Origin of the sequence: Nitratireductor sp. StC3 (assembly GCF_003015025.1) — a bacterium.
GTDB classification, from domain to species: Bacteria; Pseudomonadota; Alphaproteobacteria; order Rhizobiales; family Rhizobiaceae; genus Mangrovimarina; species Mangrovimarina alexandrii.
The window spans coordinates 599,332-625,334 of sequence record NZ_PYBP01000001.1 but is presented as its reverse complement, the minus strand read 5'-3'; the positions used below and the strand labels follow the sequence as shown (position 1 = coordinate 625,334).

The window sequence follows — 26,003 nt, the reverse complement described above, 5'->3', positions numbered from 1 at the left end:
GCCGGTAAGCAAATCGTTGCGATGCCGGCCTTCAGCCGAGATTGAGTTCCTTGAAGAAGTCGTTGCCCTTGTCGTCGATGACGATGAAGGCGGGGAAGTCCTCGACCTCGATGCGCCACACCGCCTCCATGCCGAGTTCGGGATATTCGAGCACCTCGACCTTCTTGATGCAGTCCTGGGCCAGGCGCGCGGCTGGCCCGCCGATCGAGCCGAGATAAAACCCGCCATGGGCCGCGCATGCCTCGCGCACCTGGCGCGAGCGGTTGCCCTTGGCCAGCATCACCATCGACCCGCCGAAGGACTGGAACTGGTCGACGAAACTGTCCATGCGCCCGGCCGTCGTGGGCCCGAACGAGCCCGACGCGTAGCCCTTCGGCGTCTTGGCCGGGCCGGCATAATAGACCGGATGGTTTTTCAGATAGTCGGGCATCGGCTCGCCCTTTTCCAGCCGCTCGCGGATTTTCGCGTGGGCGAGGTCGCGCGCCACGATTATCGGCCCGGTCAGCGAAAGTCGTGTCTTGACAGGGTGTTGCGACAGGTCTTTCAGGATCTCGTCCATCGGCCGGTTGAGGTCGATGCGCACCACATGCGCCGTCAGCCTGTCCTCGTCGATGTCGGGCATGTAGCGCGCCGGGTTGGTTTCCAGCTCCTCCAGGAAAATGCCGTCGCGCGTCACCTTGCCCAGCGCCTGGCGATCGGCCGAGCACGACACGCCGAGGCCGATCGGCAGCGAGGCGCCGTGGCGCGGCAGGCGGATGACGCGCACGTCGTGACAGAAATACTTGCCGCCGAACTGGGCGCCGACCCCCATCTGCTGGGTGAGCTTGTGGATTTCGGCCTCCATCTCCAGGTCGCGGAAGGCGTGGCCGGTGTCGTTGCCTGCCGTCGGCAGGCCGTCGAGATAGCGCGTCGAGGCGAGCTTGACGGTTTTCAGGTTCATCTCCGCCGACGTGCCGCCGATCACCACCGCCAGATGATAGGGCGGGCAGGCGGCCGTGCCGAGAGTGAGGATTTTTTCCTTCAGAAAGTCGATCAGCCGGTCATGCGTGAGCAAAGACGGCGTCCCCTGGTAGAGAAACGTCTTGTTGGCCGAGCCGCCGCCCTTGGCCACAAACAGGAATTTGTAGGCGTCTTCGCCTTCCTGGTAGAGCTCGATCTGGGCCGGCAGGTTGTTTTTGGTGTTTTTTTCCTGAAACATCGACACCGGCGCGAGCTGCGAATAGCGCAGGTTCTTCTTCTCGTAGGCGTCGAGCACGCCGCGTCCCAGCGCCTCGGCGTCGCCGCCTTCGGTCCATACCCGGCGCCCCTTCTTGCCCATGATGATCGCGGTGCCGGTATCCTGGCACATCGGCAGCACGCCGCCGGCCGCGATATTGGCGTTTTTCAACAGATCGTAGGCCACGAAGCGGTCGTTGTCGGTCGCCTCGGCGTCTTCCAGGATCGCGGCGAGCTGTTTGAGGTGGCCGGGCCGCAGCAGATGGTTGATGTCGGCGAAGGCCGTTTCCGCCAGAAGCCGCAGCCCCTCCGTCTCGACGGTCAGAATCTCCTGGCCGCGAAACCTGTCGAGGCCGACATGCGCCTCGGTCAGCTTGCGATAGGGCGTCTGGTCGGCGGAAAGGGGGAAAAGGTCGGCAAGCACCGGATCGCTCATACGCATGTTCCTCGCTTCGGCTGGGAAAGGGTGTCGGCCGGTTTATTGTCGCTGCGGGATAAAATGTCCATGCGAAGCGTTGCCGCTCCGGCAGGCCGCGCTTCGGCGACCGCGCCTGTGCGAAAAATATAACAGAAATTTTATCGCCGGCGGGCCAAGGCAAGGCCATTTGCTGTTGCCATACTGCGCCGCTAGGGTTCGACTCGCCGACAATCGGCCGGTCGGGGACCGGCGCGCCGGAACGTGTGGGCAGCCGGACTGGACAACGAAACAACGGGCAGGGCTAATGCACAACAACCGCCGTCAATTGCTGGCCTACCCGGCCTCTTTTCTGGCCGCCGCCATGATGCTGGCGCCCGTGCCGGCCGAGGCGCAGAACTTCTTCGAAAGGCTGTTCGGCGGCGGCATCAAGGAGCGGCGCGCGCGCGACGTGCGTCCCGAGCCGCAACAGCGCACGAAACCGAAAAAGCGCGTCAAACGGGTCAAGATTTCCGCGCCTTCCTATTATACCTACCGTCCCGACAAGCTGGTGAAAGTCTCGTTTTCGAGCCTGCTCGAGGCCCCGCGCGAAACGCGCTTCGAGCCGTCTCTGGACAATGGTCTTTTCGACGAGGCGATCGGCGGGCTCGACGATTTCGACCTGCGCGGCTCCCCGGACGTGGCTGCGGCGCTGGCTGCCTATTACGGTGAAAACCGAGCCTTCATCTGGGTTTCCGGCTTCAGTCCCAACGGCCGTGCGGCCGAGGCCGTGCGGGTGCTGGGCGAGGCCGCAGACTTCGCGCTCGAGCCGGCCGACTACGCCGTGGCGGTGCCGGCGCCCGGTTTTTCCATGGATGCGATGGCCGCCCGCAAGGCCGAGCTGATCCGCTTCGAGATGGCGCTGTCGGCCAGGGTGCTGCGTTACGCGCGCGACGCCTGGTCCGGACGTGTCGATCCCAACCGTCTGTCAGGCTATCACGATTTTCCCGAAAAACCGCTCGACCTGAAAAAGGTGCTCGACCGCCTCGCGCATAGCCGAGACGTGCGTGCCTATCTGGAGGCGCGCCATCCGCGGAACGAACGCTTCGCGGCGCTGCGCGTCGAACTGGAGGCGCTGCGCGCGAGCGCGGAAAACGACATCGTCGTCGATGCGAAACTGCTGCTGCGGCCTGGCAAGTCGAGCCCCGAACTGCCCAAAATGCTTGCCTTGTTCGCGCGCGAGACGGACGAGGCTTTCCGCGCCGAACACGCCGCGCTGTTGGAACGCCACAAGGAGAGCGAACTTTACGCCGACGAACTCGTGCCCGTGGTCAAGGCCGCGCAGGACTTCAAGGGGTTGCGGGACGACGGCATCATCGGTCCGCGCACGGTCCGCGCCTTTGCCGGCGAATCCAAGGCCGCGCGCATCGCCAAGGTCGAATATGCGCTCGAAAGGCTGCGCTGGCACCCGTCCGCCCTTGGCAGTCCGCGCGTCTTCATCAACCAGCCGGCCTTTACAGCCTCCTATGTCGAGGCCGGCCGCGAGAAACTGTCGATGCGTGTGGTCGTGGGCAAGAAATCCAACCAGACCAATTTCTTCTACGACCAGATCGAGCAGATCGACTACAACCCCTATTGGGGCGTGCCGCAATCGATCATCGTCAACGAGATGCTGCCCAAACTCTACCGCGACCCGGCCTATCTCGACCGGGCCGGCTACGAGGTCACCGATGCGCGCGGCCGGCGTATTGCCTCATCGGCGATCAATTGGGGGCAATATGGCGGCAAGGTGCCGTTCAACGTGCGCCAGCGTCCGGGCTCCCGCAACGCGCTCGGCGAGCTGAAGATCCTGTTTCCCAACAAGCACGCCATCTACATGCACGACACGCCGTCCAAGAACCTGTTCCAGCGCGACACCCGTGCCTTCAGCCATGGCTGCGTGCGCCTGGCCGACCCGCGCGGCATGGCCGCCGCGGTGCTCGACAAGCCGCTCGACTATGTCGCGGCCAAGATCGGCGCCGGCCATTCTTCCGAAAAGATCACCCGCACCATTCCGGTCTATGTCGCCTATTTCACCGCCTGGCCCGATCAGGACGGCCAGGTCGCCTATCATGGCGACGTCTACGACCGCGACCGGTACCTGCAAAAGGCGCTCGACGCGATCGCGGCGGTGCGCCAGCCGGCCGGTTGAGCCGCGCCGTCGTCAAGCCGCACAACCGTCCCCGAGATCGCGCGGAGCGTGGCAGATCGGGCGCGGCGGGCGCAAAAGGCCCTGCGATCAGTCCGTTTTTGCCGAGGCGACCAGCAGGCCGCCGCCCGCGCCGGGCTTGAGATGCACCACCTTGTAGCCGCCGGCCTTGAGGTCGGCGAGCAGGCCCGGCAGCATCGCCGCCGTGCGCGGGTGGATGTCGTGCATCAGGATGACGCCGGAGCCGCGCTGGCGCAGCCGGGTCAGCGTGCGGGCGCGGATCGTCTGCGGCCCGCTCTTGAAATAATCCTTGGAATCGATGCTGGCGTCGATCACCACGATGCCCTGGGCGGCGAGGCTGTTGCGCAGCGCGGCGGTCGAGGCGAGATAGGGAAAGCGGAAGAACGGCGCCGCGCGGTAGGAGCCGAGCGCGGCCGCCACGCTCTTGCGGCCACGCTCGATCTGCGCCTGCGCGCTGGCGTGGCTGAGGCTGGCGAGATTGGCGTGGCCCTGCGTGTGGGTGCCGACCGTGTGGCCGCGCGCGGCGACCTTGCGCGCCGTGGCGGGGTAGGCATTGGCCATCTGCCCGACCATCAGGAAGGTCGCCTTGACCCCGAACCGGTCCAGTATGTCGAGCACCCTGTCGGTGCGGCCGGGGATAGGTCCGTCGTCGAAGGTCAGCACCACTTCGCCCGGCCGCAGGGCGATGTCGGCGACGCGCGCGACCCGGATCGTGCGCCCGGCCAGCCCGCCAAGCGCGCGCGGCAGCTGGTCGGGCCTCAGCATGGCGATCTGCGGGCTCTGTTCGGTGTCGGCCGGCGCGCGTTCCTCCGCGAAGGCGAGGCCGGGACGTTCGCCGGCGGCGAGTTTTTTCGGCGCGTTGGCGCAGCCGGACAACAAAAGCGCGGCCACGACGCCGCCCACAACCGCCAAACCCGAACGCATGATACGCAACCCGTACTGTTGAACGCCGTCAAAAATGCACGCACAGGGTTAAGAGAACGCTAAACCGAGCGGCCGGTTAACCATGGCGGGTGACGGATTGTCGTTTCCGCCGCGCTCCGACGTCACGCGAGCTCGCCCGCCGGGGCGGGGCAGGAGTTTTGGCTGAATTCGTCCGAGGAAAATGGTGGGCGCGACAGGGATTGAACCTGTGACCCTTCGCGTGTGAAGCGAATGCTCTCCCGCTGAGCTACGCGCCCGCAGGGGCCTGGGCCCCGCGACAGGCGGCGATATAGAGGCGGAGGCTTTGCAAAGTCAAGCGCGCTGTCGCTCAGCCGTCGAGCGTGCCGTGGATCAGCCGTTGCGCGAGCGCCGGCGTCAGCTCGTCGAAATGCGAAATCACCCGCGACGGCTCCAGCGCGCGCACCGGAATGTCGGAATAGCCGTGCTCGACGGCGACCACCGGAATGCCGGCCGCCTTGGCCGTGGCGATATCGTTGCGCGAATCGCCGACCATCACGGCGCGCTGCGGGTCGGCGCCGGCGAGCGCGATGGTTTCGGTCAAATGGCGTGGGTCCGGCTTGCGGAACGAAAACCGGTCGGCCCCGCACACGGCCGAAAAATGCCCGCCCAAGGCCAGCGCCTCCAGCAGGCGCTCGGTCATCGCCTGCGGCTTGTTGGTGCACACCGCAAGCGAAAATCCGGCCTCCGCCAGCCGCTCCAGCGCGGGCGTCGCGCCGTGATAGGGCAGGGACGTGCCCGGGATCGTGTCGGCGTAATGGGCCAGAAACGTCGCAACCATCGACGCCGCGGTCTCCGGCTCGAGTCGCACGCGGCGCTCGGCGTGGACGCGCTCGATCATCGCCTTGCCGCCGAGGCCCGCGAAGGCGCGCATTGCGGCCGGATTGACCGGGGCGAGCCCGTGACGGGCGAGCGCGTGGTTGAGGCTGGCGATCAGGTCCGGCGCGGTGTCGATCAGCGTGCCGTCGAGATCGAACACGATGACGGGGGACGGGCGCTTCATGGCGGCGGGCTCCTCGCTGTCGGCCGGCGGGCTTGGCGAAACCCGGCGATAGCCCGTGCCGATATCGCCGACAAGGCAATTCGTCGCGCTTGGCGCGCGGCCGTGCTCTTTGACCAGCGGGTCGGAAGTGCTAGATCAGCGCCACAACGGGCTGACAGGCTGGATTCATGGACGCACGATTGCTCAAGATCGAGGCGGCGCGCGCCGCGCTCGCCTATGTCGAGGACGGTGCGACCATCGGTATCGGCACCGGCTCGACGGCGGAGGAGTTCGTGCGCCTGCTTGCCGCGCGCGTCGCCGACGGTTTCACGGTCGTCGGCGTGCCGACCTCCGAGCGCACGGCGCGCCTGTGCGGCGAGCTCGGCGTGCCGCTGACCACGCTCGACGCCGCCCCCCGCCTGTCGGTCACCGTCGACGGAGCCGACGAGGTCGGTCCCGACCTTGCCCTGATCAAGGGCGGCGGCGGCGCGCTGCTGCGCGAAAAGATCGTGGCGGCCGCCTCCGACAGCATGGTGGTGATCGCCGACGACACCAAGCTGGTCGAGATGCTGGGCCGATTCGCGCTGCCGATCGAGGTTAATGTTTTCGGCCTCGCCGCGACCCGGATCGCGGTCGAGAAGGCGGCAAGCCGGCTCGGCCTGTCCGGCCCGGTCGCGCTGCGCGGCGGCCAGACGCCTTTCGTCACCGATGGGGGGCACATGATCCTGGATGCATCTTTTGGCCGCATTCCCGATCCAAGAGCGCTTTCTGAAGCGCTCCACGCCATCCCCGGCGTGGTCGAACACGGATTGTTTCTCGATCTCGCAAGCGTTGCTATCATTGCCGGCGAAAACGGCGTGAGCACCATCAAAGCCACCCGATAGAAAGGGAGTTCTGTCAGTGATGACATCTATGTTCCATGCCCGCCGCCTGGCTGCCGCCTTCGGGGCGAGCCTTATCCTGGCCGCGGCACAGCCGGCCTTCTCGCAGGAAGTGTCCGAGAGCCATCTCAAGGCGGCGCGCGCCGCCATCGATTCGCTCGGCGCGACGGAAGAGTTCGACCTGATCCTGCCCGGTGCCGCGCAGTCGCTGAAGGGCGAGCTGATCCAGAAGGATCCCAACCTTCAGGACGTGATCGTGGAGACCGTCGACGAGGAGGCGCTCAAGCTTGCCCCGCGCCGCGGCGATCTCGAACGGGAGGCCGCGCTTGCCTATGCGCGCAACTTCACCGAGGACGAGCTTAACGCCATCGCCACCTTCTACACCTCGCCGGGCGGGATCGCGTTCAAGACCAAGTCGCCGCTGGTGACCCGCGACGTGCTTCAGGCCGCCGACATCTGGCAGAAGGGTCTGGCCCGCGATCTGGCCGTGGCGGTCAACGAGGCGCTGAACGAGAAGGCCGAGGCGGCCGACAACGCCGCTCCCGCCGAACCGGCCGCGGCGTCCGACTGATTTTGCCCGCCGACCATCCGGCGCATTGCGTGCGGCTTTCGCCGCGCCGGCGCCGGATTTTCCCGCTTTGCCCCGCTTTCGCAGCATAGGCGGCGTTCCCGTCGTGCGCCCGCCGGTGTAAGGCGTTCCCAACCGATCTGTTTCGAGGCAGTTTTTATGGCCAGCTATGACTACGATCTGTTCGTGATCGGCGGCGGTTCGGGCGGGGTTCGCGCGGGCCGCGTCGCGGCCTCGCTCGGCAAGAAGGTGGCGATCGCCGAGGAATACCGCTACGGCGGCACCTGCGTCATTCGCGGCTGCGTACCCAAAAAGCTGTTCGTCTACGCCTCGCAGTTTCCCGAGCATTTCGAGGACGCGGCCGGCTATGGCTGGAGCGTGCCGGAGGCGCGCTTCGACTGGCCGACTTTGATTGCCAACAAGGACAGGGAGATCGCGCGGCTGGAAGGGCTTTACCGCAAGGGGCTCGACAATGCCGGCGCCGAGATTTTCGACTGTCGGGCCGAACTGGTCGATCGCAACACCGTGCGCCTTGTCGGGCTCGACCGCACCGTCACCGCTGCCACCATCCTGATCGCGACCGGCGGCCAGCCCAATCCGCATGCCGCTTTGCCGGGCCACGAACTGTGCATCTCCTCCAACGAGGCCTTCCATCTCGATGCCCTGCCGCGCTCTATCGCGATCGCCGGCGGCGGTTATATCGCGGTCGAGTTCGCCAATATTTTCCACGGGCTCGGCGTGGAGACCACGCTGGTCTATCGCGGCAAGGAGATTCTGGGCCGTTTCGACATGGATCTCAGGCGCATGCTGCACGAGACCATGGAGAAAAAAGGTATTCGCATCCTGTGCCATACGATCTTCGACCGGATCGAGCGGCGCGCGGACGGCCGGCTCGACGCCCATCTCCATGAAGACGGCCATCTGGTGGTCGACACCGTCATGCTGGCGCTCGGCCGCACGCCCAACACCGCCGGCCTGGGGCTCGAGGCGGCCGGTGTCGCTGTCGGGCCACGCGGTGAGATCCCGGTCGACCAGTTCTCGCGCACCAATATCGACAATATCTACGCCATCGGCGACGTCACCGACCGGGTGCAGCTCACCCCGGTGGCGATCCACGAGGCGATGTGTTTCGTGGAAACCGTCTTCAAGGACAATCCCACCCGTCCCGACCACGACGACGTCGCCACGGCGGTGTTTTCCCAGCCCGAGATCGGCACGGTCGGCCTCGCCGAGGACGAGGCGGTCAAGCGCTTCCGCCATGTCGAGGTCTACAGGGCAAGCTTCAGGCCGATGCGCCACACGCTGTCGGGTCGCGACGAAAAGATGATGATGAAGCTGGTCGTCGACGGCGAAAGCCGCCGCGTCGTCGGCGCGCACGTGCTGGGACCCGATGCCGGCGAGATGGCGCAGATCCTCGGCATCGCCGTCAAGGCGCGGCTGACCAAGGAGGATTTCGACCGCACCATGGCCGTTCACCCCTCCGCCGCCGAGGAACTGGTGACCATGTACCAGCCGAGCTATCGCGTGCGCGACGGCGAGCGGATCGACTAAGGGCCCCTCCAGGCGGATCGAACGCCGGTTCGCCGTTCAAAAGCGTGTCGGAACAATAAGTTGGAGCCGTTTTCTGATTCGGCGAAAGGCCGAATGGCTCTCAGTCTGGGCGCGGATTTCTAGAGCGTTTCCAGGCGAACTGGAAGCCGGTTCGCCGTTCAAAAACGCATCAAAACAATAAGTTGGAGCCGGTCTGCGATTCTACGAAAAGCAGAACGGCTCTAGTCGACGATTTGGGCTTTCGAGGCCGCGTCGCGGGTGGGGACCAGATCCTCGGCCGCGATCACCTCGACGTCCTGGTTGCGGCCGGCTACCACCGTGAAGTCGCGCTGGTAGATGCGCTCGCGGTTCTTGGCGATGACGGTATAGTCGCCTTCCGCCAGCACCATCGAGGCGAAGGCGCCGACATTTTCGCGCACCGGATCGCCGGACCCCGTCAGCACCGACCACGACGTGTCGGCGATCGCCTCGCCGCCGGCATCGCGCACCAGCTTCATCGTCAGTTGCGCCGCCCGGTGCTCGACGGTCGCCTCGGTCAGCTTGCCGGCCTCGACCCTTATATCGGAGCGGATGACGGCGTTGACCGCGCCATAGGTCGACACGACGTGATAGGTGCCGGCATTGAGCCGCACCACCGTGTTGGGGCTGACATTGGGAATGATCAGCGCGCGGTCGCCATCGGGATCCTCGGCCGCCTCGTAGATCGAGAACCGCAGCTTCGCCGGCGGGATGCGTACGCCGCCCGAAAGGATCGCGTCGAGCTTCAGCCCGCCCGCGTCCAGCACGAAGGTCTCGCGGCTGGGCGTGGCGCCGACCGTGATGCGTTTGGTGGCGCCGGCGCGCCCGAAGGCGGCATGCACCAGATAGCTGCCCGGCTCGAGCGAAAACGCGCTGGTGCCGCCTTGGCCCTGCGCGACCAGCGGCAATTTGCCGTCGGCGGCCGGTTCCGGCTTGAACACCCGCCACACCAGTCCGCGCGAGAGTTCCGGCGCGTCCTCGGTCAGTTTCGCCTCCAGGGTGACTTCGCCGCTTGCCCCCGTGGCCAGCGGGGTCTCGCCCTGTGTCGGCGCGTAGCCGCTCAGCCCCGGCAAAGAGAGCTTCAGTTCGGGAGCGGGCGCGTCCTGCGCGACGGCCGGCGCCGTGGCGCTCGTCAGCGCGGCCAAAAGGCACAGCCGGGTGAACAGTGCGGAAATCCCCTGTCTCATGGCTTGCCATCAAACCCAGGCGGATGGCAATTTCAAGGCCCGTTTTCCCAAGCCGGCCGCGATCGCGCGCCGCATCCGTTTCCGACAACAGGAACAATATCTTGGCATCTTCGATCATCGACTTTCTTCTGACCCGCAAATCGCCGCCGATTTCCGAACTCGCCGAGCCGGGGCCGAGCGAATCGGAAATCGAGCAGATGATCCGCGCAGCCAGCCGCGTTCCCGACCATGGCCGGCTGGAGCCGTGGCGCTTCATTCTTTACCGCGGCGAGGCGCGCCAACGGGTCGGCGAGGGGCTGGCCGCGCTCGCCGAGGCGCGCGAGGGACCGCTCAACGAGGCGCGCCGCGCGCAGGAATTGACGCGGTTTTCGCGCGCGCCGCTTGTCGTGGGGGTGGTGTCCGTGCCCAGGTCCAATCCGAAAATCCCGCAATGGGAGATGTTTGTGTCCGGCGGCATGGCGGCGATGAACCTGATCCACGCGGCCAGCGCGCTCGGCTACGGCGCCAATGTGATCACCAACTGGTATTCCGACACGCCGCAGGGGCGGGCGCTGCTCGGGCTCGCCCCCGACGAGCGGGTGGTCGGTTTCGTTCATATCGGCAGCCATCCCGGCGGCGCGCCCGACAGGCGGCGCCCGGAGCCTTCGGCGATCATGTCCGACTATGCCGGCCCGTGGGAGAACGGATGATGTTTTACGAACCCGCCAACGGCCATGGCCTGCCGCACGACCCCTTCAAGGCGATCGTCGCGCCGCGCCCGATCGGCTGGATATCGAGCCTCGGCGCCGACGGCGCGCTCAATCTGGCCCCCTATTCCTTCTTCAACGCCTTCTCCACCCATCCGCATCTGGTCTGGTTTTCCTCCGAAGGCCGCAAGGACAGCGCCACTTTCGCCGGCGAAACCGGCGAATTCGTCGCCAATCTCGTCACGCTGGACCTGGCCGAAAAGATGAACGCCAGCGCCGTCGACGCCCCGCGCGGCACCAGCGAGTTCGGCTATGCCGGGCTGACCGCGGCGCCGAGCCGACTCGTTTCGGTACCTCGCGTCGCCGAGGCGCATGCCGCGCTCGAATGCAAGGTGACCGACATTCTCGAACCGAAAGGTCTTTCGGGCGAGCCGGCCGGCGTGCATGTGGTGGTCGGCGAGGTGGTCGGGGTCCATATCGACGAGGCGTTCCTGACCGACGGCCTGTTCGACATCGCGCGCGCCAAAACCGTCTCCCGGCTGGGGTACATGGACTATGCCGCCGTCACCCAGACCTTCGCCATGCGCCGCCCGCGCTGGCAGCGGGATTGAACGCCTCTAACCGGCCGCGGTTTTTTTCCTGCCGCCGGCCTTGGCCTTTGCGGTCCCGGTTCGGGCGTTTTTTTTCGCCGGCGCGCGTTGTTTTTTTGTGTCGCCGCTGGCGGCCGAGCGGGCCTGGACGGTTCTGGTCTTGCCGGCGCGGGCGGCCGGTTTTTTGGTCGCCGGCGGCGCTTGTTGCGGACGCGGACGGTTGTAGATCGCCTGCCGGCTGACGCCGACCCAGAACGCCTCGCTCTCACCCGCCGCTTGCGGTGTGGTTGCGCCGAGTTTTTGCGCCAGTTCCGGCAGGAAACAGTCGAAGGCGGCCTTGACCAGGCTGCCCCAGGCGACGCTGCGCTCGATCGCCAGTTCGTAGGCCAGCCAGGCCGCAGCGGCGGCCGCGATCGCGTAAAGGAGAAACCCGGCCTGCGACCCGGCCAGCATGAACGCCAGATCCGCGGCCATGAAGTCCGCCCATGGCATGCTGACGACGTAACGCGCCAGGGCGAGGGCGCAAAAAACCGTCGCCAGTACGACGATGTTGAGCAGGCTGTTCACATGGGTGCGCGCATCGTTGACGTTTTCCAGGAAGTCCTTGGGAATGACGGTGGTCAGGTGGATCCACAGCGGAATGCTGTCGGCGCCGTAAAGCGCGCGCGAATAATCCTCGAAGGCGCGGATCGTATTGCCGAACCGTGTCGGCAGCACCAGGTCGCGGTCGGACGGGTAGTGCGCGACGAAATCCCGAAGGCTTTCGTCGTGCCGGTCCTGCAGCACCTTCGGATAGGCTTTGCCGGCCTTCTTCCAGGCTGCGGCGAGCGTATCGATTTCGCGTTTGGCCGCGTCGTGCCGCGCCAGGGCGCGCCGCTTGAGAAAGCCGAGCCAGGAGATTGGCGGCCGATACCCTTCCACGACCTGGTAAAGCACGGTGTTGAGCAGCGACAAGACGATCGCGAACAGCCACACGCTGATCGCCGCCTTGGCCAGCACCTCCAGCCCGTCGGCTTCACCGCCGAGCCCGAGCGGCCCCACGAGGTCCGGCCAGTCGGAAAACAGGCTCGCGAACGCTGCCAGAAAAAGCGCGGCCGGCACCAGATAGCCGATCAGAAAGGCGCGGTCGGCAAGCTTCGGCAGGCTTGAAAGCATTGATTGCTCCTTGACGCGCGGCGCCGGCTATTCCCCGCCGGGACCGCCCGAGCCCGTGCCCGGCTTGCCGGGCAGTCCGACCACGGCCAAGAGGTCGGTTTCGCGCATGATCAAGAATTCCTCGCCGCCCAGCGTGACCTCCGTGCCCGACCATTTGCCGAACAGCACCCGGTCGCCGGTCCGCACGTCGAGCGGCAGCACCTCGCCGCTTTCGCTCACGCTGCCGCTGCCGACGGCGACCACTTCGCCCTGTTGCGGTTGCTCCTTGGCGGTGTCGGGAATGATGATCCCGCCGATGCTGGTGTCGTCGGCCTCGATGCGGCGCACGACGACGCGGTCGTGCAGCGGACGGAAGATGGGTTTTTTCATCGAAATCCCCCAAAATTGTTTGCGGCGATAATAACGGCCGAAGAGCCAATGTAAATCGGCCCCGCGGGACAGTATTCGCGTCGAACGTCGGCGGGCTTGGTCCAGTTGCGGTCGGGCTGGGGCTCGTCGCGGCGGTTTGGGTGCGGCCGTCAGGCGGCGGCGTGCCGGGCCGCGCGTGCGCGGGCAAGCAGCCTTTCGGCGCGCCGCAGATGCGGCCGATCGAACATTTTTCCGTCGATGCCGACCACGCCGACATCGCCGGCCCCGGCGAAGGCGGCGACGATCGCCTCTGCTTCCGCGACCGCCTCGGCCGACGGGGTAAAGGCGGCGTTGATGACCGGCACCTGGGCCGGATGGATCGCCAGCTTGCCGGTAAAGCCGTCGCGTTCGGCCTCCTCGCATTCGGTCTTGAGCGCGTCGAGGGCGCGAAAATCGACGAAGACGGTGTCGATCGCCGGCATTTCGGCGGCCGCGGCGGCAAGCAGGGTCATCGAGCGGGCGAGGCGGAACACGTCGGTGAAGCGGCCGTTTTCGTCGCGCGCGCTGCGCGCGCCGATATCGGCGGACAGGTCTTCCGCGCCCCAGGTCAGGCCGCAAAGCCGCGGCAGGTCGGGCGTGTAGCTGCCGGCGGCGAGCAGGCCGGCGCCGGTCTCGGTGATCAGCGGCAAGATCCGGATCGTGCCGTCCTGCAGGCCGGCCTCGGCCTCGTGCACGCGCAATTTGGTGGAAAGCCGCGCGACGTCGCCGCCGCCGGTCGATTTGGGCAGCATGATGCCGTCGGGCCGGCCGGCGACCACGGCCGCAAGATCGTCGTCGGTCAGGCCGGTCGAAAAGTCGTTGACGCGCACATAGATCAGCGGCGCGTCGTTCGCGCGCTCCTCGGCCAGGAACGCGGCCGCCGTGTCGCGCGCGGCTTTCTTGTTGGCCGGCGCAACCGAATCCTCCAGGTCGACGATCAACACGTCGGCGCCCGAGCCCAGGCCTTTTTTGAGTTTTTTGTCCGAATCGCCGGGAACGAAAAGCAGGGAGCGCATGTCAGGTCGCCTTTTTCTTGAGCATCATCGCCTGGCGCACGCAGCGCGCCACCAGCACGTCGTCCTGGTTGAAGGCGCGGTGTTCGAATTCCACGATGCCGCGGTCCGGCTTCGATTTCGAGTCGCGTACCGACAGGATTTCGGTTTCCACGCGCACCGTGTCGCCATGAAACAGCGGGTGCGGAAAGCTGGTCTCGCTCATGCCCAGATTGCCGATCGTGGTGCCGAGCGTGGTGTCGTGCACCGAGATGCCGATCATCAGGCCGAGCGTGAACAGCGAGTTGACCAGCGGCTTGCCCCATTCGCTGCGGGCGGCGAAGTCGAAATCGATGTGCAGCGGTTGCGGATTGAGCGTCATCACCGAAAACAGCATGTTGTCGCTTTCGGTGACCGTCTTGCGCAGCGTGTGTCTTATCACCGCGCCGACCTCGAATTCCTCCAGATGAAGCCCGGCCATGTCGTCCCTCCCGCGTTCTGTGCGCCGTTGATAGGGCGGCGGCGCTGCGCCTGCAAGCGGCTGCCTCCGGTTAAGAAAGATGGTGAACCGTTCGTAAACCAATTCCTTCTACGGTCGGCCCAACGGTGGGGCCAGACGGGCGACATGATTGTTCAGCATTTCTTGAAATGGATCGAGACGGCGCGGGTGGCCGAACGGGCCGCCGCCGCCAACGCGCTGGCGCGCGCCTATATCGTGTCGGACCTCGATTTCGAGGACCGCTGCGCGGCTGAAGCGGCGTTGACCCTGTTGCTCGACGATCCGTCGCCGAAAGTGCGCCAGGCCATGGCCGAGGCGCTCAAGCTCAGCCCGCGCGCGCCTCAGCAGATCGTGGCCGCGCTCGCCGCCGACCAGCCCGAGGTCGCCGCGCCGCTGCTGGCGCTTTCCCCTGTATTGGGCGACAACGATCTGATCGACCTCGTGGCCGCCTCCGGCGCGGCCGCGCAGGGCCTGATCGCGGCCCGCGCGCGCGTGTCGATGGCGCTGGCGGCGGCGGTTGCCGAGGTCGGCGAGCCGGACGCCTGCGTGGCGCTGTTGCGCAATCCGGGCGCCGAAATCGCCTCGGTGAGCTTTCGCCGCATCGCCGAGCGGCTGGGCGGGCTGGCGCCGGTGCGCGAGGCGCTGATCGCCCATCCCGCGCTCCCCTCCGAGACCCGCCATGCGCTCGTGATCTCGCTCGGCGAGGTGCTGACCAGATCGCCGCTCGTCACGGCCTTGATGGGCAAGGCGCGCGCCGAGCGGCTGATGCGCGAGGCCTGCACGCGCGCCTCGCTGACGCTGATCGACGGCACGCGCCCGGCCGAATTCGCCGCGCTGGTGGAGCATCTGCGCATGCGCGGCGACCTGACGACCGGTTTTCTCGTCCGCGTGATCGCACACGGCAAGATCGACTTTTTCGGCGCCGCGCTGGTGGCGTTGTCGGGCCAGCCCGAAAGCCGGGTGCGGGCGCTTTTGTCGGGCGGGCGCGATACGGCCCTTGCGGCCTTGTTTCGCGCCGCCAGGCTGCCGGCCGGAACCCATGCGGCGATGCTGCGCGCGCTCGCCGTCTGGCGCGAGGTCGCCAGGGGCAAGCGCGTCGCCGGCGCGCAGGAGGTCTCCTACATGATGCTGCGCTGTCTGCAGGACGGGCGCGGCGAGGCGGTCGACCCGGTCGATTGCGGCGGGCTTGCCAACCTGGTTAAGTCGATCCACCTTGAGGCGCTGCGCGAAAACGCGCGTGGCCACGCCTTGGCGATCGCCGCGGCGTGAGCCGAAGCCCTACCGGCCGCCAGAAAACACCACGAACGGCGCCCACACCGCCGGATCGGCATGGTCCGGTCTTGCCGGATCGTCGATCATCGCCAGCAAGGCGTGCTGCAGCGCCCGGGCCGGGCTGGCCTGTGGGTTTTTCCGTCGCCAGTTGATCGCCTCCACCGTAATCAGCGGCGCGGCGTCGTCGCGCACCGGCCAGTGCGAGACCAGGATCGCCCGAGCGCCGGCGAACAGGAAGGCGCGCGCCAGGCCGGAATAACCTTGCGAATCGGGATTGCCGTCGGACGCGGCCGTGTTGCAGGCCGACAACAGCAGCCAGTCGGCGTCGAGGGTCAGCGTCGCCGCTTCCGAGGCCGACAGAAACCCGTCGTCGCCGGCTGCGGTCGGGGCCGGCGCGGAAAACGCCAGGCCCGGCTCGCTGTCGCGGCCGAGTTCGCCGGCGACGAGCCCGTGCGTGGCGAAGGCGATCACCTGCTGGCCGGTCAGCGCGGCGCGCCGCACCGCCGTTTCGCTCGCCGCCCGGCCGAGATAGATCGCCCGTTCGGCGGGCTCGAAGATCGCGCCGATCGCCTCGACCTCGCGCCGGGTGCCCGGCAGCGGGGCGAGGTTGGCCAACAGGCCGGGCGTGCGCGCGCTCCCGCCCGGCGAAAAGACCGGGTCGCCGAAACCGACGAAACCGGCGGCGCGGCGCTCGGTTTGCGCGAGTGCGCGCAGCCGCAGCATGGCCAGCGAAGGCAGCACGGAGATCGCGTTGCGCCGGATCAGCCATGGCGTGCGGCCGTCGCCTTGTTCGGGCGGCGCGGTCACCAGCACCGAAAGCGGCAGGGCCGCCAGCGGCCCGTTGACGACCACCAGCAATTCCTTGTCGGCAAGCACGGGTTCGAGGTCCGAAAACAGCGTCAGGTAGAGCGCGTGGGCGGCGGCCCGGTCGAACCCGGTCGTGTCCGTCTTGAGCGCCAGCGGCTGCGCGCTTCTGGCCCCGCCGGTCGGGTCGAGCCCGGCGCGCAGCGCACGCACCTTTTTCGACAGCGCGGCGGCGCCGAGATCGACCCGCCGCCAGTGGAGCCGCTCTCTGTCGACGACGAAAATATCGGTCGCGTCTGCCGAGCTGTGAATCAGAACGGCCGCCTCGCGGGTCGACAGCAGATCGCGCATGTCGTGCCAGCTCACTGGATCGGAGCGGTAACGCGCCTTGAAATCGGGAAAATCGCGGCCGATTTGGGCATGCACGGCGTCGAGTTCGGTCAGATCGGCGTCTATGTCGCCGTCGCGGCCGCCTTTCAGCAGGCTGAGGCGGGCGCGCAGGATCCGCTCCGACAACAGGTCGCGCCGGCGTAACAACGCGCCGAGCCGCGTGTCGCCGGCCGAAAGCCGCTGGGCGACCTGGGTGGCGGTCTTCTCGGCCGCGCCCTCGACCAGCTGCTGGGCGAATTCGAACGCCGTTGCCGCGCCCTGCATGGCCGCGGCCAGCGCGGCGGTGTCGGCGTCGCCCGGCACCTGCCTGCGCGCCTCGGCGCCGGCGGCGCGCGCGGCCTGCCAAAGGCGGGCGCTCAGCGGGCCGTAGAGCCGGTCGCGCAACGGACCGTAGCGGAACAGGTCGCCGGACAGGGTCGGCAAATGCTGCGAGGCCAGCAGCGTCGGAATGCGATAGGGCACGTTGTAGGGCAGGGCGAAATTCAGCGCCATCTCGAACCGGCAGGCTTGCGTTCCTTGCGCCAGCACGCAGGCGTCGAGATAGGCGCGCTGGGCGAAATATTCGAGGCCGGGCAGGGACGGCGGACCCGCCTTCTGCGAGGCCTCCAGCAGGCGGGCGACGGTGGCCTTGTCCGAGGCTGCCGTGGCCGCCAGAAGGTCGCCAAGCGCCCGCAACGAGGCCAGGACGCTTTCCGCGCGCGGCGTGCCGACGGCGAGTTTTTGCGCACCGGCGATCTCGGCCGCGTGGCGGTCGTAAGAGGTCTCGAAGGCCTGCCGCATCGTCTGCGCCTCGGCGAGCCGGCCGGCGTCGATCAGCAGATAGATGCGCCGGAAATCGATCCGGGCGCGCAGGAACCAGTCGCGCGGCCGCTGGGTGCGCGCCAGTTCGGCGGCCTCGTCGAGGCGCGCCAGGCTGTTGTCGTCGTGCCCGGACAGGAAATCGTGCAGCGCCCAGGCGATCAGATGCTCGACCTGGTTGTCGAGATCGCGGAACCCGGTCCGGGCCGCCTCGCTGGCATAATAGGGCGCGGCGCGGCCGAGAAAGCCGAGCTGGGTATTGGCGGCGGCGAGTCGCGCCGCGGCGATCGCCGTGTCGAGCCTGTCCGAACCGGCCTCGGCGCCGTCGCGGGCGAAGTCGACCAGCCTGGCCTGCGCGATCACCGGTGCGCCGGCGGCAAGCGCCAGCCGCGCCAGCATGCTGTTGAGATAGCGTCCCTGTTCGGAGGCAACGGTCTCGGCGCAGTCTTCGACGAATAGCGGTCCCGCCAGCGCGTTTTCGGCCGCGTCGAATTCCGCCGCCGCGATCAGCAGGCCGGCAAGATCGCGGCGCAAGAATTCTTCCTGCGCGCAGCTCAGCCCCACGGGCGTCGTGCCGGCCGCGGTCGTCAGCTTTCGCTCGCTCAGCGCCTGCATCAACAGATGGTTGGCGATTTCGGTGAAGGCCAGCATGCCGTCATAGAGCCCGAGGTGGCGATAGGCTCGCGCCAGCGCGATATTGGCCGAGAGTTCGCGCCGCTTGTCGATTTCCGGATTGTTTTGCAGCGAGGCGGAAAGCCGCTGCAGGCCGGCGACGATCCGCTCTTCGGTGCGCAGTGCGAGCGCCAGCAACAGCCGCGAAGAGGCTGCGTCGACGGCCGTGCCGGTGCGCGTGGTCCCGCTTTCCTCGCGGAGCGCGAAGGCGCGTTCGTATTGGGCGTCGGCCTCGTCCAGGCGCTCCAGCCGCACGAGGTCGGAGGCACGCGCCTCGAGCGTGGCGGCATGGCGGTCGTCCTCGCCTGGCACCTGCTCGATCGCCTCGGCCGCGGTCGCAAACAGCACCTGTGAGCGCTCGAAATCCCCGGCAAGCCGCGCCACCGAGGCGGCCGCGGCCGCCAGCACGTAGCGGTCGGCATGGGCGGACGGCGCAAGCGCGTCCAGCCCGTCCTCCAGCATCCGCCGCGCCGCCGCCAAGTCTGCCGCATCGCCCTTGGTCAGGCGGCTCGCCGCCTCGACGGCTTCGGTCGTCGCCGGCGCCAGCACCTGCGCGGCGGCCGGCAGGGCCGAAAGCAGAAAGAGGACGAACAGGGCGGCTGGAATCAGGGATCGAATGCGCATTGCCTGCACTCTAGCAAGGGATCGCCATTCGCAAAGCCTCGCGAAAGACCATAGGTAGGGCCCGGACCGTGCCCGCTGGCCTTCCTGGACGAACATTGCGGCGCCCGAGGGGCGGGTCAACGTCTCACGCGCGCCAAAACAAGGCCGCCGGCCAAGATCAGCGCCGCGCCGGCATAGGAGGCCGGGCCCGGCACCTCGCCGAAAAAGACAAGTCCCAAAATGCCGGCAAACACCAGCCAGCTATAGTCGACCGGCCCGAGCAGCGCGACATCGGCCAGCCGGTAGCCGCGGATGATGCAGAACTGGGCCGTGATCGCGATCGGACCGAGCATCACAAACGGCCACAACCCGGTAAGGCCGAGCGGTCGCCAGGCCAGCCAGGCCGGGGCGGCCAGGATCGCGATGCCGAACGCGTTGACGTATAAAAGCACGGTCAGGGCCGGCTCGCGCACGCTCAAGGTTTTGATCATGATCGTTTCGCCCGCCACCAGCAGGGCGCCGGCGGCCGCGATCGCGGCCGGCAGCACATAGGCGGCATCGAGGTCTCGAAACGCACCCTTGGAGGCGACGATGGTCGCCGCTCCGGCCGTGCACAGCACGATGCCGCTCCATTGCCGCGACCCGATCCGCTCCCCCAGCAGCCACACGCCCAGGCCGATGGCGAAAACCACCTGCAAAAGCCCGATCGCCGTTGCGTCGACGATCGGCATGCCGGCCGCCGCCTGGATCGCGGCCATGCCGCCGCTGGCGCCGAGCGTGGCGCGCAGCAGATGGGATCGCGGCCGCCGGCTGACTAGGCGTTGCGGCGGCTGTCGGGTGGCCGCCACCACCGCGCCGAGCGTCGCCAGCCCGCCGACATAACGCAACCACAGGATTTGCGGTGCGCTGGCGCTGTCGCCGGCAAACTTGCCCGACGCGAATACCAGGGTGAACAGGGCGGTGCCGGCCGCCGTCCACAGGACGGCCTCGAAATTTCTGGTGCACACGCGGCTTCTCCGGCGGGCTGAGGATGGATTTGCCTTATTTTCTTTCACCCTTCATGCTTCGGATAAAACGAGAAGATTTTTCTCTGAAAGAGATTTTTTGATGCAGGAAACGCCGAAACTCTCTCTCAACGCTGTGCGCGTGTTCGAATGCGCCGCGCGTCTGGGCGGCATGCTGGCGGCAGCCGAGGAACTGGGGGTGACGCCCGGGGCCGTCAGCCATCAGATTCGCGCATTGGAGGAGCGGATCGGCGTAAGCCTTTTCCGTCGGCGCAACAATTCGATCGCGCTCACCGATGCCGGCCGCCAGTTCCAGCGCGACGTCACGCCGGCGCTGGCGATGATCGAGCGGGCCGCGGGCGCGCTCTACCGCGACCGTGACGCGGTCGTCATCCGCGCCTCGGTATCGCTTGCCGTGCGCTGGCTGATACCGGCGCTCGAACGGTTCAAGGCGGGCGCGGCCGAGGCCCGTATCCGGCTGGAGACGACCCATTACGCCCGGGTCGAACTCGGCGGCCGGGCGGATATCGCCATCAGCTATCTGCGCCGTGGCGAGGACGGCCCCGGCGCGCTTCTGTTCAAGGATGTCTGCCGGCCGATGCTGGCGCCGGCCTTGCTGGAGCGCAGCCGCTACGTGCGGCGCGGCGATATCGGCCGTGTGCCGGCCCTGTCGGCCACCGCCGGCGACTGGGACTGGCGGCTGTGGGCCGAACAGGCCGGCCTCGGCTTCGACGCCCTCAAATTCAGCCATGTCTTCGACACCGACGATGCCGCCATCCACGCCGCAACTGCCGGGCTCGGCATGGTGCTGGCGACATCGTTCATGACCGCCAAGGAGATCGCGGCCGGCTCGCTCGTCCATCTGCCCGACGCGCCGGCGGTGGCGACCGGTGAATTGCGCCTGCTCAGCGCCGGGCGAGCGTCGCGGCTGGCGCGCCAGCTTGCCGACTGGCTGCGCGAGGAAGCCCGCCGCGCGGCGTGACGAAGCCCCGGGGTCGGCGCGGCTTATGCTCCGGCGCCTGTTTTATCTGTCGAAACAAGGGGATCGCATGCGACCTTGATTCAAGACGGCAGCATCGCGCGGCGCGGCGGCGGCCTGGTCTCAGATGTCGAGGTCGTGCGCGAATTCCGCCCGGTCCTGGATGAAGCGGAAGCGGCTTTCCGGCTTGGTGCCCATCAGCGCCTTGATCGTGTCGGTGGTCGCCGTGGCGTCGTCCAGCACCTCCACGCGCAACAGCGTGCGCTTGCCGGGCTGCATGGTGGTTTCCTTGAGCTGCGCCGCCATCATCTCGCCAAGGCCCTTGAAGCGGCTGATCTCCACCTTGCCGCGCCCGGTGAACTCGTTGGCCAGCAATTCGTCCTTGTGCGCGTCGTCGCGCGCATAGGCGACCTTGCCGCCCTGGCTGATGCGGTAGAGCGGCGGCACGGCCATGTAGAGATGGCCGCCGCGGATCAGCTCCGGCATCTCCTGGTAGAAGAAGGTGATCAAAAGCGAGGCGATATGCGCGCCGTCGACATCGGCGTCGGTCATGATGATGACCCGGTCGTAGCGCAGATCCTCCTCGCGATATTTCGAGCGGGTGCCGCAGCCGAGCGCCTGGATCAGGTCCGATATCTGCTGGTTGGCGCTCAGCTTCTCGTGGCCGGCGCTGGCCACGTTGAGGATCTTGCCGCGCAGCGGCAGCACCGCCTGCAATTTGCGGTCGCGGGCCTGCTTGGCCGAGCCGCCGGCCGAATCGCCCTCCACGATGAAGATTTCCGCGCCCGCCGCCGCGTTCTGGGTGCAGTCGGCAAGCTTGCCCGGCAGGCGCAGCTTGCGCACCGCCGATTTGCGGCTGACTTCTTTTTCCTGGCGCCGGCGCACGCGTTCGTCGGCGCGCGCGATCACCCAGTCGAGCAGCTTCGTGGCTTCCTGGGGGTTGTCGGCGAGCCAGTGGTCGAAGGCGTCGCGCACCGCCGCGTCAACGATCTTCTGCGCCTCCAGCGTCGCCAGCCGGTCCTTGGTCTGGCCGACGAATTCCGGCTCGCGGATGAACACCGACAACATGCCGGCCGCCGACACCATCACGTCCTCGGCGGTGACGATCGAGGCGCGCTTGTTGCCCACCAGTTCGGCATGGGCGCGCAGGCCGCGCATCAGCGCGCCGCGAAAACCGGCCTCGTGCGTGCCGCCCTCGGCCGTGGGGATGGTGTTGCAGTAGGAATTGACGAAACCGTCGCCGCCATACCAGGTCACCGCCCATTCGACCGAGCCGTGGCCGCCCTGGCGTTCGCTCTTGCCGGCGAAGACTTCGCGCGTGACCTGGAATTCGTCGCCCAGCGAGGCGGTCAGATAGTCGCGCAAGCCGCCGGGAAAGTGGAACACCGCCTTTTCTGGCGTCTCGTCCTTGCCGGTGATCAATTCGGGCGCGCACGACCAGCGGATTTCCACGCCGCCGAACAGATAGGCCTTCGAGCGCGCCATCCGGCACAACCGTGCCGGCTCGAAATGCACGCTCTTGCCGAAAATCTCGGCGTCGGGGTGGAACCGTACGCGCGTGCCGCGCCGGTTGTGAACCTCGCCGAGCTTTTCCAGCGGTCCCAGCGCCAGCCCGCGCGAGAAGCGCTGCCGGTAGAGCTGGCGCCCGCGCGCCACCTCCACCTCGAGCGAATCCGACAGCGCGTTGACCACCGAGATGCCGACGCCGTGCAGGCCGCCCGAAGTCTCGTAGACCTTGGAATCGAATTTGCCGCCGGCATGCAGCGTCGTCATGATCACTTCCAATGCCGATTTCGACTTGAATTTCGGGTGCGGATCGACGGGGATGCCGCGTCCGTTGTCGGTGATGGTCAAAAACCCGTCCGCGTCGAGCTCGACCTCGATGAAGGTCGCGTGGCCGGCGACCGCCTCGTCCATGGAGTTGTCGATCACCTCGGCGAACAGGTGATGCAGCGCCTTTTCGTCGGTGCCGCCAATATACATGCCCGGCCGCCGGCGTACCGGCTCCAGCCCTTCCAGCACCTCGATGTCGGCGGCGCTGTAGGCCTCGCTGCCGTCTTTGGCCGCCGGTGCCGGCTTGGCCGCGCGCGCCGGCGCCGAGGGCGCGCGCTCGGCGGGCGGCGATGCGGGCGTGTCGAGCGCGGCGAAAAGGTCGTTATTATCGTCCATGGGCGATCTGGGTCCAGTCTGCGAATCACTGCCGAGTGTGCCACGGAACGCGGTCGCGGTGATAATGCGGGGCAGGCGCGCTCCGCCGCATATCCGATCGTGATGCGGCGCTCAAGCCGATGAAGCGTGAACCGGGTGCGCGCGCGGCGCGGCGATTTGAAGGCGGGACGCGAAAAAACGGAGTCCGCTCGCCGGCCGATCCCGCGCGCCTGGCGCGCGGGATCTGTTTTGGCGGGTGGGCGTCAGCTTGCCAGCGCCTCGACGGGCGGGCAGGCGCACACCAGATTGCGGTCGCCGCCGACATTGTCGACCCGCGACACCGGCGACCAGTATTTTAAACCGCCGTCGCGCTCGCCGGCCGGGAACGCCGCCTCGCGCCGCGAATAGGGGTGCGCCCAGTCGTCGCCCATTGCCTCGGCCGCTGTGTGCGGGGCGTTGACCAGCGGATTGTCGTCCTTCGGCCATTGGCCCGTGGCGACCTTGTCCGCTTCCCGGGCAATGCCGATCATCGCCTCGCAGAACCGGTCGACCTCCGACAGCGGTTCGGACTCGGTCGGCTCCACCATCAGCGTCCCGGCCACCGGCCAGGACATGGTCGGCGCGTGGAAACCGTAGTCGATCAGCCGCTTGGCGACGTCCTCGACCGTCACGCCGGCCGTATCCTTGAGCACCCGCGTATCGAGGATGCACTCGTGCGCGACCCGTCCGTTGCGGCCGGCGTAAAGCACCGGATAATGCGCCTTCAGCCGTTCAGCGATATAGTTGGCGGCCAGGATGGCGGCCTCGGTCGCGTGCCGGAGCCCCGGCGCGCCCATCATGCGGATATACATCCACGTGATCGGCAGGATCGACGCGCTGCCCAGCGGCGCGGCGGCCACCGCGTGGTCGCTGCCGAGCGCGACATGGCCCGGCAGGAACGCCTTGAGATGCGCCTTGACGCCGATCGGCCCCACGCCCGGCCCGCCGCCGCCATGCGGAATGCAAAAGGTCTTGTGCAGGTTCATGTGGCACACGTCGCCGCCAATGTCGCCGAGCCGGGCGAGCCCGACCATGGCGTTGAGATTGGCGCCGTCGAGATAGACCTGGCCGCCATGCGCGTGCACGGTCTCGCAGATGCCGCGAATGCCCTCCTCGAACACGCCGTGCGTGGAGGGATAGGTGATCATCACCGCCGCCAGCCGCTCGGCGTGCTGTTCGGCCTTGGCGGTCAGATCGTCGACGTCGACATCGCCGGCCTCGGTGCACTTGACCATCACCACCCGCATGCCCGCCATCACCGCGCTGGCCGGATTGGTGCCGTGCGCCGACGTCGGGATCAGGCACACGTCGCGCTGGTCGTCGCTATTGTCCAGGTGATAGCGGCGAATGGCCAAAAGGCCGGCATATTCGCCCTGGCTGCCGGCATTGGGCTGCAGCGACACCGCGTCGAAACCGGTGATCTCGGCCAGCCACGCCTCCAGGTCGTCGGCCATCGCCCGATAGCCCGCGGCGTGTTCTGCCGGCGCGAACGGGTGCAGCCCGCCGACGCTCGCCCAGCTGACCGGCGCCATCTCGGCCGCCGCGTTGAGCTTCATCGTGCACGAGCCGAGCGGGATCATCGCCCGGTCGAGCGCCAGGTCCTTGTCGGCGAGGCGGCGCAGAAAGCGCATCATTTCGGTTTCGGACCGGTTTTCGTGAAACACCGGCTGGGTCAGGAACCCGTCCTGGGCGCGCTCGCCGGGCAGGGCGGGCGCAGCCTTGCGCGGCGCTTCGGCCCCGAACAGGGCGCAAAGCACGCCAAGGTCGTCTTCGCTCGTCGTCTCGTCGAAGCTAACGCCGACATGGTCGTCGTCGATCGCCCGCAACAGCCGGCCGTCGGCGCGCGCCGTGTCGACGATCGCCCGCGCCTTGCCCGGCGCGCTGACCGTCACCGTATCGAAGAATACCGGCCCGGCGATCTTGTATCCGGCCTTTTCGACGCCGGCGGCAAACCGCGTCGCCAGGCCGTGCACCTGGCCGGCGATGGCGCGCAGGCCGTCCGGCCCGTGCCAGATCGCATAGGCCGCCGCCATATTGGCCAGCAGCGCCTGCGCGGTGCAGATATTGGAGGTCGCCTTGTCGCGGCGGATATGCTGCTCGCGCGTCTGCAGGGCGAGCCGGTAGCCCGGCCTGCCGTGCCGGTCGCTGGACTGGCCGACCAGCCGGCCCGGCATCAGCCGGGTCAGCGCGTCGGAGACGGCGAGATAGGCCGCGTGCGGCCCGCCATAGCCCATCGGCACGCCGAAGCGCTGCATGGAGCCGGCGGCGATGTCGGCGCCCAGCTCCGCGGGCGCCTGGGTCAGCGCCAGCGCCAGCGGGTCGGCGACCGCGATCACCAGCGCACCGGCCGCCTTCGCGGCGGCGATCGCCTCGCTGTGGTCGCGATAGACGCCGAACGTATCGGGCCACGGCACGATCAGCGCAGCGGTCTGGTCGTCGACCGCGCCATCGGCAATCTCGACGCCGAGCGGCGCCATGCGCGTCTCCAGCACGTCGCGCACCTGGGGATGCGGCGTGCCGGCCAGTACCACGCGATGGCGCTTGTCGCGATGATGCCTGAGCGCGATACCGGCCGCCTCGGCGACCGCCGTTGCCTCGTCGAGCAGCGAGGCCGAGGCCACCGGCAGCCCGGTCAGTTCCGTCACCAGGGTCTGGAAATGGAACAGCATTTCCAGCCGCCCCTGGCTGATCTCGGATTGGTAGGGCGTGTAGGCGGTGTACCAGGCCGGGTTCTCGAACAGGTTGCGCTGGATCACCGCCGGCACCACAGTGCCGTGATAGCCTTGGCCGATGAAGGACTTGGCGACGACGTTCTTGTCCATCTTCGCCTTCAGCTCGGCCAGCGCGGCGGCCTCGTCGGCTGCCGGCGGCAGATCGAGTTCGCGCTCGAGCCGGATCGATTTCGGGATCGCCTGGGCAATCAGTGTCTCGCGCGAGGTCAGCCCGAGCGCCTTCAGCATGGTGCGCTCGTCGGCGGCACCGAGGCCGATATGGCGCCGCGCGAAGGTGGCGGTTGTGGCGGTGGAAGGCATGGAGAA

At 67.7% G+C, this 26,003-nt stretch carries 20 protein-coding genes and 1 tRNA gene; 8 read left to right on the top strand and 13 right to left on the bottom strand.

Annotation, left to right across the window (positions count from 1 at the left end):
• Window positions 1-31: 31 nt before the first annotated feature.
• Window positions 32-1,651, bottom strand: a complete 1,620-nt coding sequence (locus tag C7T96_RS03105) for a fumarate hydratase (protein ID WP_199190395.1) — start codon at window positions 1,649-1,651, stop codon at window positions 32-34.
• Between the two features lie 343 nt (window positions 1,652-1,994).
• Here C7T96_RS03105 and C7T96_RS03100 point away from each other — a divergent pair, with 343 nt between their 5' ends.
• Window positions 1,995-3,800, top strand: coding sequence for a L,D-transpeptidase family protein (locus tag C7T96_RS03100; RefSeq protein ID WP_245414058.1), 1,806 nt, complete (start codon window positions 1,995-1,997; stop codon window positions 3,798-3,800).
• Between the two features lie 87 nt (window positions 3,801-3,887).
• Here the strand turns inward: C7T96_RS03100 and C7T96_RS03095 are convergent, their stop codons facing one another.
• The 3 genes from C7T96_RS03095 to gph form a co-directional block, all read right to left on the bottom strand.
• Window positions 3,888-4,742: a polysaccharide deacetylase family protein gene (locus C7T96_RS03095; RefSeq protein ID WP_106569672.1), complete on the bottom strand. Its 855-nt coding sequence runs from the start codon at window positions 4,740-4,742 to the stop codon at window positions 3,888-3,890.
• A gap of 182 nt (window positions 4,743-4,924) precedes the next feature.
• A tRNA-Val gene (locus C7T96_RS03090) sits at window positions 4,925-4,999 on the bottom strand.
• A 71-nt stretch (window positions 5,000-5,070) separates the two neighbouring features.
• Window positions 5,071-5,763: a phosphoglycolate phosphatase gene (gene gph / locus C7T96_RS03085; protein ID WP_106569671.1), complete on the bottom strand. Its 693-nt coding sequence runs from the start codon at window positions 5,761-5,763 to the stop codon at window positions 5,071-5,073.
• A 167-nt stretch (window positions 5,764-5,930) separates the two neighbouring features.
• Here gph and rpiA point away from each other — a divergent pair, with 167 nt between their 5' ends.
• The 3 genes from rpiA to gor all read left to right on the top strand — a co-directional run bounded on the left by rpiA (window position 5,931) and on the right by gor (window position 8,742).
• Complete coding sequence (gene rpiA / locus C7T96_RS03080; RefSeq protein WP_106569670.1) at window positions 5,931-6,626, top strand: ribose-5-phosphate isomerase RpiA; 696 nt, start codon at window positions 5,931-5,933, stop codon at window positions 6,624-6,626.
• A 19-nt stretch (window positions 6,627-6,645) separates the two neighbouring features.
• Window positions 6,646-7,194, top strand: coding sequence for a DUF2059 domain-containing protein (locus C7T96_RS03075; protein WP_106569669.1), 549 nt, complete (start codon window positions 6,646-6,648; stop codon window positions 7,192-7,194).
• Between the two features lie 156 nt (window positions 7,195-7,350).
• Window positions 7,351-8,742, top strand: coding sequence for a glutathione-disulfide reductase (gene gor, locus C7T96_RS03070; RefSeq protein WP_106569668.1), 1,392 nt, complete (start codon window positions 7,351-7,353; stop codon window positions 8,740-8,742).
• 221 nt (window positions 8,743-8,963) lie between these two features.
• Here the strand turns inward: gor and C7T96_RS03065 are convergent, their stop codons facing one another.
• Window positions 8,964-9,947 carry a hypothetical protein gene (locus tag C7T96_RS03065; RefSeq protein ID WP_106569667.1) on the bottom strand — a complete coding sequence of 328 codons (984 nt, stop codon included), beginning with the start codon at window positions 9,945-9,947 and terminating at the stop codon, window positions 8,964-8,966.
• Window positions 9,948-10,048: 101 nt separating this feature from the next.
• Between C7T96_RS03065 and C7T96_RS03060 the strand changes: the two genes are divergently transcribed.
• Both C7T96_RS03060 and C7T96_RS03055 read left to right on the top strand, forming a co-directional pair.
• Window positions 10,049-10,636: a nitroreductase gene (locus C7T96_RS03060; RefSeq protein WP_106569666.1), complete on the top strand. Its 588-nt coding sequence runs from the start codon at window positions 10,049-10,051 to the stop codon at window positions 10,634-10,636.
• Window positions 10,636-11,244, top strand: a complete 609-nt coding sequence (locus C7T96_RS03055) for a flavin reductase family protein (RefSeq protein ID WP_106569981.1) — start codon at window positions 10,636-10,638, stop codon at window positions 11,242-11,244. The genes C7T96_RS03060 and C7T96_RS03055 overlap by 1 nt, the downstream gene beginning before the upstream one ends.
• Before the next feature lie 6 nt (window positions 11,245-11,250).
• Here C7T96_RS03055 and C7T96_RS03050 read toward each other — a convergent pair whose 3' ends face one another.
• The 4 genes from C7T96_RS03050 to C7T96_RS03035 form a co-directional block, all read right to left on the bottom strand.
• Window positions 11,251-12,378 carry a hypothetical protein gene (locus tag C7T96_RS03050; RefSeq protein ID WP_106569665.1) on the bottom strand — a complete coding sequence of 376 codons (1,128 nt, stop codon included), beginning with the start codon at window positions 12,376-12,378 and terminating at the stop codon, window positions 11,251-11,253.
• Between the two features lie 27 nt (window positions 12,379-12,405).
• On the bottom strand, window positions 12,406-12,747 hold the full coding sequence (gene groES / locus C7T96_RS03045; protein ID WP_106569664.1) for a co-chaperone GroES: 342 nt from the start codon (window positions 12,745-12,747) through the stop codon (window positions 12,406-12,408).
• A 149-nt stretch (window positions 12,748-12,896) separates the two neighbouring features.
• On the bottom strand, window positions 12,897-13,781 hold the full coding sequence (locus tag C7T96_RS03040; RefSeq protein WP_106569663.1) for a CoA ester lyase: 885 nt from the start codon (window positions 13,779-13,781) through the stop codon (window positions 12,897-12,899).
• Between the two features lies 1 nt (window position 13,782).
• Window positions 13,783-14,238, bottom strand: a complete 456-nt coding sequence (locus C7T96_RS03035) for a MaoC family dehydratase (RefSeq protein ID WP_106569662.1) — start codon at window positions 14,236-14,238, stop codon at window positions 13,783-13,785.
• A gap of 144 nt (window positions 14,239-14,382) precedes the next feature.
• Between C7T96_RS03035 and C7T96_RS03030 the strand changes: the two genes are divergently transcribed.
• A complete protein-coding gene (locus C7T96_RS03030) occupies window positions 14,383-15,525 on the top strand; it encodes a DUF2336 domain-containing protein (protein ID WP_106569661.1) in 1,143 nt (380 codons plus the stop codon).
• A 9-nt stretch (window positions 15,526-15,534) separates the two neighbouring features.
• Here C7T96_RS03030 and C7T96_RS03025 read toward each other — a convergent pair whose 3' ends face one another.
• Both C7T96_RS03025 and C7T96_RS03020 read right to left on the bottom strand, forming a co-directional pair.
• The gene (locus C7T96_RS03025) at window positions 15,535-18,816 is read right to left on the bottom strand and encodes a CHAT domain-containing protein (protein WP_106569660.1); all 3,282 of its coding nucleotides are present in this window, start codon (window positions 18,814-18,816) and stop codon (window positions 15,535-15,537) included.
• A 116-nt stretch (window positions 18,817-18,932) separates the two neighbouring features.
• On the bottom strand, window positions 18,933-19,802 hold the full coding sequence (locus C7T96_RS03020) for a DMT family transporter (RefSeq protein ID WP_158264292.1): 870 nt from the start codon (window positions 19,800-19,802) through the stop codon (window positions 18,933-18,935).
• Window positions 19,803-19,902: 100 nt separating this feature from the next.
• On the opposite strand from C7T96_RS03020, the gene C7T96_RS03015 reads away from it, so the two are divergent.
• Window positions 19,903-20,781 carry a LysR family transcriptional regulator gene (locus C7T96_RS03015; RefSeq protein ID WP_106569658.1) on the top strand — a complete coding sequence of 293 codons (879 nt, stop codon included), beginning with the start codon at window positions 19,903-19,905 and terminating at the stop codon, window positions 20,779-20,781.
• A gap of 120 nt (window positions 20,782-20,901) precedes the next feature.
• Here C7T96_RS03015 and parE read toward each other — a convergent pair whose 3' ends face one another.
• Together parE and gcvP are read right to left on the bottom strand one after the other, a co-directional pair.
• Window positions 20,902-22,947 carry a DNA topoisomerase IV subunit B gene (parE, locus tag C7T96_RS03010; protein ID WP_106569657.1) on the bottom strand — a complete coding sequence of 682 codons (2,046 nt, stop codon included), beginning with the start codon at window positions 22,945-22,947 and terminating at the stop codon, window positions 20,902-20,904.
• Between the two features lie 242 nt (window positions 22,948-23,189).
• Window positions 23,190-25,997: an aminomethyl-transferring glycine dehydrogenase gene (gcvP, locus tag C7T96_RS03005; RefSeq protein ID WP_106569656.1), complete on the bottom strand. Its 2,808-nt coding sequence runs from the start codon at window positions 25,995-25,997 to the stop codon at window positions 23,190-23,192.
• Window positions 25,998-26,003: the final 6 nt, after the last annotated feature.

Bases quoted from the DNA above. Each gene is read 5' to 3' on its own strand.
- C7T96_RS03105 (WP_199190395.1), bottom strand. From the start codon at position 1,651: ATGAGCGATCCGGTGCTTGCCGACCTTTTCCCCCTTTCCGCCGACCAG.
- C7T96_RS03100 (WP_245414058.1), top strand. From the start codon at position 1,995: ATGATGCTGGCGCCCGTGCCGGCCGAGGCGCAGAACTTCTTCGAAAGG.
- C7T96_RS03095 (WP_106569672.1), bottom strand. From the start codon at position 4,742: ATGCGTTCGGGTTTGGCGGTTGTGGGCGGCGTCGTGGCCGCGCTTTTG.
- gph (WP_106569671.1), bottom strand. From the start codon at position 5,763: ATGAAGCGCCCGTCCCCCGTCATCGTGTTCGATCTCGACGGCACGCTG.
- rpiA (WP_106569670.1), top strand. From the start codon at position 5,931: ATGGACGCACGATTGCTCAAGATCGAGGCGGCGCGCGCCGCGCTCGCC.
- C7T96_RS03075 (WP_106569669.1), top strand. From the start codon at position 6,646: ATGACATCTATGTTCCATGCCCGCCGCCTGGCTGCCGCCTTCGGGGCG.
- gor (WP_106569668.1), top strand. From the start codon at position 7,351: ATGGCCAGCTATGACTACGATCTGTTCGTGATCGGCGGCGGTTCGGGC.
- C7T96_RS03065 (WP_106569667.1), bottom strand. From the start codon at position 9,947: ATGAGACAGGGGATTTCCGCACTGTTCACCCGGCTGTGCCTTTTGGCC.
- C7T96_RS03055 (WP_106569981.1), top strand. From the start codon at position 10,636: ATGTTTTACGAACCCGCCAACGGCCATGGCCTGCCGCACGACCCCTTC.
- C7T96_RS03050 (WP_106569665.1), bottom strand. From the start codon at position 12,378: ATGCTTTCAAGCCTGCCGAAGCTTGCCGACCGCGCCTTTCTGATCGGC.
- groES (WP_106569664.1), bottom strand. From the start codon at position 12,747: ATGAAAAAACCCATCTTCCGTCCGCTGCACGACCGCGTCGTCGTGCGC.
- C7T96_RS03040 (WP_106569663.1), bottom strand. From the start codon at position 13,781: ATGCGCTCCCTGCTTTTCGTTCCCGGCGATTCGGACAAAAAACTCAAA.
- C7T96_RS03035 (WP_106569662.1), bottom strand. From the start codon at position 14,238: ATGGCCGGGCTTCATCTGGAGGAATTCGAGGTCGGCGCGGTGATAAGA.
- C7T96_RS03030 (WP_106569661.1), top strand. From the start codon at position 14,383: ATGATTGTTCAGCATTTCTTGAAATGGATCGAGACGGCGCGGGTGGCC.
- C7T96_RS03025 (WP_106569660.1), bottom strand. From the start codon at position 18,816: ATGCGCATTCGATCCCTGATTCCAGCCGCCCTGTTCGTCCTCTTTCTG.
- C7T96_RS03015 (WP_106569658.1), top strand. From the start codon at position 19,903: ATGCAGGAAACGCCGAAACTCTCTCTCAACGCTGTGCGCGTGTTCGAA.
- parE (WP_106569657.1), bottom strand. From the start codon at position 22,947: ATGGACGATAATAACGACCTTTTCGCCGCGCTCGACACGCCCGCATCG.
- gcvP (WP_106569656.1), bottom strand. From the start codon at position 25,997: ATGCCTTCCACCGCCACAACCGCCACCTTCGCGCGGCGCCATATCGGC.